This window comes from Limosilactobacillus sp. (assembly GCF_051873075.1).
GTDB lineage: Bacteria > Bacillota > Bacilli > Lactobacillales > Lactobacillaceae > Limosilactobacillus.
The window spans coordinates 1-4,966 of sequence record NZ_JBJEEM010000081.1 but is presented as its reverse complement, the minus strand read 5'-3'; the positions used below and the strand labels follow the sequence as shown (position 1 = coordinate 4,966).

2 protein-coding genes and 2 tRNA genes are annotated in these 4,966 nt (G+C 50.9%); all 4 read left to right on the top strand.

The window, feature by feature from the left end; translation table 11 throughout:
* Positions 1-275 precede the first annotated feature (275 nt).
* The 4 genes from ACI31J_RS08240 to ACI31J_RS08225 all read left to right on the top strand — a co-directional run bounded on the left by ACI31J_RS08240 (position 276) and on the right by ACI31J_RS08225 (position 4,799).
* Entirely contained in the window at positions 276-1,775 is a 1,500-nt protein-coding gene (locus ACI31J_RS08240) for a peptide MFS transporter (protein ID WP_439773936.1), read from the top strand.
* A gap of 182 nt (positions 1,776-1,957) precedes the next feature.
* A tRNA-Tyr gene (locus ACI31J_RS08235) sits at positions 1,958-2,040 on the top strand.
* Between the two features lie 8 nt (positions 2,041-2,048).
* A tRNA-Gln gene (locus ACI31J_RS08230) sits at positions 2,049-2,120 on the top strand.
* A gap of 207 nt (positions 2,121-2,327) precedes the next feature.
* Positions 2,328-4,799 carry an MMPL family transporter gene (locus tag ACI31J_RS08225; protein WP_439773935.1) on the top strand — a complete coding sequence of 824 codons (2,472 nt, stop codon included), beginning with the start codon at positions 2,328-2,330 and terminating at the stop codon, positions 4,797-4,799.
* The last annotated feature ends 167 nt before the right edge of the window (positions 4,800-4,966 follow it).

Genomic DNA, 4,966 nt, shown 5'->3' with positions numbered 1-4,966 from the left:
ATCGGATGTGGTGCCTGCTTTTCTTTTTTAAACAGAGTGATCACTGAACTTAATTAAGTTAATTTATGGAACTCATCCAACTGAAAATTTTTAAGTAAAATGAAACGTTTTCCCACTTTTCTCTCATCAAAACTTTATTTTTCAATTGACTATTCGGGTGGGGAGGACTAAAATAATTACATTGTTATAAGAAAGTTAGACTTTTCTAATATTAGGAATGAGTATCCTGTAATGATTAATCTGACTGTTATGTAAATTGGAGGAATCAAATCTTTATGAGCAAACAAAAAGATGTTGATACCGCGTTCTTCGGGCAGCCGCGTGGTCTGTCGACCCTGTTCTTCACTGAAATGTGGGAACGGTTCAGTTACTACGGAATGCGGGCAATTCTGTTATTCTATATGTACTACGCCGTCACCAAGGGCGGTCTTGGAATGAGCGAAACCACCGCGGCATCGATTATGTCGATCTACGGTTCCCTGGTTTACCTTTCCGGGGTTGTCGGCGGATGGCTTTCCGACCGGGTATGGGGTCCACGCCGGACCGTCTTCATCGGTGGTGTCCTGATCATGTTCGGGCACATCGCGTTGTCGTTGCCGTTCGGGGTCAGCGCCCTCTACGTCTCGATTGCCTTGATCGTTGCCGGGACCGGGCTTCTGAAGCCAAATGTCTCAGAAATGGTTGGTGGCCTTTATTCCGAGAATGATCGGCGCCGGGATTCCGGTTTCAGTATGTTCGTCTTCGGGATTAACTTAGGGGCCGCGGTTGCTCCATGGGCAGTTCCGTGGGCTGCTAACGGTTTCGGACTGAACCTCTTCCATGGTGAAATGAACTTCCACGCCGGGTTCTCCCTGGCCGCTATCGGGATGTTCTTCGGTCTGGTTCAATACGTAATCGGTGGACGGAAGTACCTGTCAAAGGATAGCCTTTACCCAGACGATCCTATCGACAAGGAAAGCCTTCGTCCAGTGATTATCTGGACGCTGGTCGGGGTCGTTGTCCTGGCCGTTGTTCTTGGCCTGCTGGCTGCAATGGGACAGTTGAACATCACCAACATCATCACGATCATCACGATCATCGCCATTGCACTGCCAATCTACTACTTCATCATGATGCTGAACTCCAAGAAGGTAACCAAGGAGGAACACTCACGGGTACTTGCTTACATCCCACTGTTCATTGCCGCCGTTATCTTCTGGGCAATTGAAGAATCTGGTTCAGTTGTTCTGGCCCTGTTCGCTGAACAACGGACGATTCTACACATCGGTGGCTGGCACTTCGCTGCTGCCAACTTCCAGACCTTGAACCCACTGTTCATCATGATCCTGACGCCGGTATTCGTTACCCTCTGGGATCACTGGAAGAACCAGCCAAGTGCTCCTGGTAAGTTCGCTGCCGGGCTGGTCTTCGCCGGTCTGTCATACGCCTTTATGGCATTGCCAGCATTGATCCACGGGACCACCGCCGGACGGGTTTCCCCATTCTGGCTGGTCGGTTCCTGGTTCATCGTTGAAATCGGTGAAATGCTGATCTCACCAATTGGGCTGGCCGTTACGACCCGGTTGGCACCAAAGGCCTTCAAGTCCCAGATGATGAGTATGTGGTTCCTGGCCGATGCCGCTGCCCAAGCGGTTAACGCCCAGATCGTTAAGTTCTACTCATCTTCAACGGAAGTTCCGTACTTCCTGACGATTGGTCTGGTAAGTATCGTCTTCGGGATCATCTTGATGTTCTTCGTCAAGCGGATCCACAACCTCATGGGTGGCGTTGACTAAGCATTACCATTAAACTTGATTACATTACTAAAGCCTGCCGGCACGAATCCGGCGGGCTTTTTTGGTGGGATGGGAGCCAAGTTAAAAAAACTTATGATTAGGGCTTGCATTTACTTGTGGAATTCGGTATTATAATAAACGTTGATTAGTTGTGTTTGCACAGCTGATTGATGAACCCTTTTGGGGGAGTAGCGAAGTCTGGTTAAACGCGACGGTCTGTAAAACCGTTCCTTCGGGTTCGGTGGTTCGAATCCACTCTCCCCCATTTATTATTGGGCTATAGCCAAGCGGTAAGGCAACGGTTTTTGGTACCGTCATGCGCTGGTTCGAATCCAGCTAGCCCAACTGACTAAGGACGATGATCGATTGACCACCGTCTTTTTTTGCTTTTAAAGGGTAATTATCGATAATTGTCCAAGAATAAAACAAAATCCTAAAAACGTGCTTGAATGGGTCCCTTTTAAAGAATTAGACTACTTAACATGCTGTCTAAAGACGGCCGGCCTTGGCAGGACCGGCCGTTCGGACACGAGAGAGAGGGATTTTGTTATTTTGAATAAATTGGTTCACAATCATGTATTTGCGCTGATTGCCTGGATCGTGATCACGGTGGTTGCCATCGTTGCCCTGCCCAACGTCAACCAGCTGACCCGTGAACACTCGGCAATCAACCTGCCCAAGAGTGCCCAGAGCCAGGTTGCCAGTGCGTTGCAAAACAACCACTGGGGACACCACCAGAACAACACCTACCAGGTGGTGGCGGTGTTCAATAATGGTGACCGGGCAATGACGAACAAGGACAAGCAAAACGTCCAAAAGACCATCGACCACTTAGAAAAGCACAGTGGCAAGTATGGAATCAAGGCGGTCACCGGGCCGAATGATAACGCGGCGACGCGCAAGCAGTTAATTTCCAAGGACAAGACCACGGAGATTGCCCAGCTGAACGTCAGCAAGGATCACGGGACCCTGCGCTACATCAATAAGCAATTATCCAGTGCTGCCAAAACCGATGGGGTTAAGACCTACATCACCGGTGCGGACATCTTAAACGATGACTTCTCCGGGGCGGTCCAGGAGGGGATCAAGAAGACCGAGACCATCTCAGTTATCTTCATCTTCGTGGTCCTGCTACTGGTCTTCCGTTCACCGATCACGCCGCTGATCTCCCTGTTGAACGTTGGGATTGCCTTTATCACCTCATTCAGTATTGTTACGAACCTGGTGAAGCACGTTAACTTCCCGTTTTCTAACTTTACGCAGGTCTTCATGGTCATCGTCCTCTTCGGGATCGGAACTGATTACAACATCTTGATGTATAACCGGTTTAAGGAAAACCTCGGTCAGGGGATGGATAAGTGGGAAGCGGCCCGGGATGCCCAACACAATGCTGGGCGGACGATCCTGTATTCCGGTTCTTCCATCCTGATCGGTTTTACCTCGCTGGCACTGGCTAAGTTCTCGGTTTACCAGTCAGCGGTCGGGGTGGCCGTTGGGGTCGCCGTCTTGCTGGTCCTGTTATTGACGCTGAACCCATTCTTTATGGCCACGCTTGGCAAGAAGATGTTCTGGCCGGACAAGAAGTTTACGGGTGAGTCTACCAGCAAGCTCTGGAACAAGATGGCCCATAGCTCGGTCCTGCACCCGATCATCACCCTGGTGGTGGTTTTTGCAATTCTCCTGCCGGTTGGCCTATCCTACCATAATCACCTGAATTACGATGATGCGGACGAAATCAGCAACACCGTTCCGTCCAAGAAGGGGTTGCTGGTCGTCGAAGACCACTTCTCCAAGGGGACGGCGGAACCAACGACCGTCTACATCAAGTCCAAGCACCGTCTCGATAACGAGCAGGACCTGATGCTGATCGACCGGGTTACCAACCAGTTGAAGAAAAATAACGGGGTCAAGACAGTAGCTTCCGTTACCCAGCCGGCTGGCTCTAAGGTCGACCAACTCTACGTCAACAACCAGTTGAAGCAGATCACCGGTCAACTCGGCACGGCCCAGTCCAGCATTGCCCAGCTGTCGTCTGGAATGCAGAGTCAAGCCAGTGCAGCCGCGACCCAGGCAGCGATGTCTGGTGCCAGCGCTGCTCAGCTCCAAGCGCAACAGCAGAGCGGCATGCAGATGATGCAGGGGGTTAGCAAGATGAGTGCCGGCCTTAGTCAGGGTGGTGATTACCTGACCGGCCTGCAGAATTCAGCGGCCGCTAATACCTTCTACATTCCAAACAACCAGTTGCACAACAGTGAATTCCAAGAAGCAATTGATAACTACCTGTCTGCTGACAAGAAGACGGCTAAGATCACAATTGTCCTGGACTCTAACCCAAGCGGGGCTCGGGCAACACGGGAAATTCCTGAGATCACCAACCTGGTTCGTTACAGCCTGAAGGGGACGGCCTTGCGCCACTCGACAGTAGTGGTTGGTGGCCAGTCATCTAAGATCACTGACACGAAGCGGGTTGCTGGTGGCGACTTCATGCGGACTGCCGCCATCATGGTGATCGGGATCGGCCTGGCCTTAATCCTGATTACCCGGTCACTGCTCCAACCAGTCTACATCCTGGGGACCCTGGTTTCTGCCTACATGGCAGCTCTATCGATCACCCACTTGCTGACGCGGCTCTTCCTCAATCGGCCAATGCTGACCTGGAACACCCCGTTCTTCAGCTTCATCATGTTGCTGGCGCTGGGGGTTGACTACAGTATCTTCCTCGTTATGCGGTACCGGAATATTGACCAAACTAAGTACCTGCCGACTGAGCGGATCGTTCGGGCGTCTAAGGAGATCGGGACCGTGGTTATTTCCGCGGCCATCATCCTGAGCGGTACCTTCGCGGCGTTGATTCCGTCAGCCATTCCGACCCTGATCGAGGTGGCGATGACCGTTATCTGCGGTTTGATCATTCTAGTGATCGTCATTCCGCTGGTGGTACCGGCCACGATTCACCTGACTTACCCGATCAAGTCATCGTTCAGAGACGATGAAGGGAATCGCAAGCAAGAATTAACTCATTAAACAAACAAGTTCCTAAGATGTTATCATGTCTTAGGAACTTTTTTTATAGAGAGGAAATTAATCATGCCAAAACAGGGACAATTCGCTAAGTCGGCGCGGCTTAAACAGCTCAATAACTTCAAAGTACGCCGCCACCAACAGGGACAAATCACCACTGACCAGTTGCC

Excerpts from the sequence above, each read along its gene's own strand:
- ACI31J_RS08240 (WP_439773936.1), top strand. The coding sequence starts at position 276 with ATGAGCAAACAAAAAGATGTTGATACCGCGTTCTTCGGGCAGCCGCGT.